This is a genomic window from Fictibacillus aquaticus, assembly GCF_002245695.1.
Classification (GTDB): domain Bacteria; phylum Bacillota; class Bacilli; order Bacillales; family Fictibacillaceae; genus Fictibacillus; species Fictibacillus aquaticus.
In genome coordinates this window covers 1-975 of record NZ_NOII01000093.1, presented here as the reverse complement: position 1 = coordinate 975, position 975 = coordinate 1, and the positions used below count along the sequence as shown (strand labels likewise).

Here is a 975-nt window from a genome sequence, read left to right as displayed (position 1 = left end):
TACTGTTTTCGCTCCTGAAAACGTTGGGATGGTGTCCAAGTTTCTTGAGAACGTTACTTTTCCCGTCGTTGATGGGTGATGGTCTCCACTCTGGACTTCTAATGTCTTCACAGCTGCCTGCTGAGATCCGCTCGTTTTTTTCGAAAAATCTGGAACCGTGTTTAAGTTGGAAGAAAAGGTAACTTTGTTCTCTTTTCCTTGTTTTGGCTTATTGCTGAACTCTTTTAATACCGCTTCTGTTATTTCGTCTAGCAGCGATGGATTCATTCTAATCACCTCCATTAAGAAAAGATCGATAAATCTCCGGCTCTTTTCGTCAACCTTCCGTTTTCCATAATGCCCATCGTCTCAAGCCAATCCTGGAAAACCGGTGAAGGTTTCCTGTCAAGCGTCTGCCTGAGCGTCGCGATATCGTGAAAGCTCATAGACTGGTAGTTCAGCATGCAGTCATCGCCCATCGGAGTCGCGATAATAAAGTTAACGCCTGCAGCGGTCAGCAGCACCCCGAGGTCTTCCATATCATTCTGGTCAGCACGGATATGGTTCGTGTAGCAAATATCAACGCCCATTGAAATGCCATGCATCTTGCCCATAAAATGATCTTCAAGACCGGCGCGGATGACTTGCTTGCTGTCATACAAATATTCTGGGCCGATAAATCCGACCACGGTGTTCAGCATGAACGGGTTATACCTTCTGGCAAAACCATAGTTCCTCGCTTCAAGCGTGACCTGGTCCATTCCGTAGTGAGCTTCAGCTGAGAGCTCTGAGCCTTGCCCTGTTTCGAAATAAAGCCTTTGCGGGCCTGACGATGTGCCTTTTCGGCTGATCATATCGTTGGCTTCATCCAATATCTTTGCATCAATTCCGAATGAACGGTTGGCCGCTTCTGTGCCGGCGATGCTCTGGAAAATCATATCGGCAGGAGCTCCCTGTTCGATCGCTTTCATCTGGGTAGTCACGTGAGCAAGCACA

Annotated in this window: 2 protein-coding genes; both read right to left on the bottom strand. The window is 47.6% G+C overall.

What is annotated here, in order from left to right:
• A partial coding sequence (locus tag CGZ90_RS20165) for a hypothetical protein (protein WP_133063632.1) occupies window positions 1–267 on the bottom strand: 267 nt, incomplete at its 3' end.
• A gap of 14 nt (window positions 268–281) precedes the next feature.
• Window positions 282–975 (bottom strand): ethanolamine ammonia-lyase subunit EutB (eutB, locus tag CGZ90_RS20160; protein WP_165766938.1); only part of this gene is annotated, 694 nt, incomplete at its 5' end.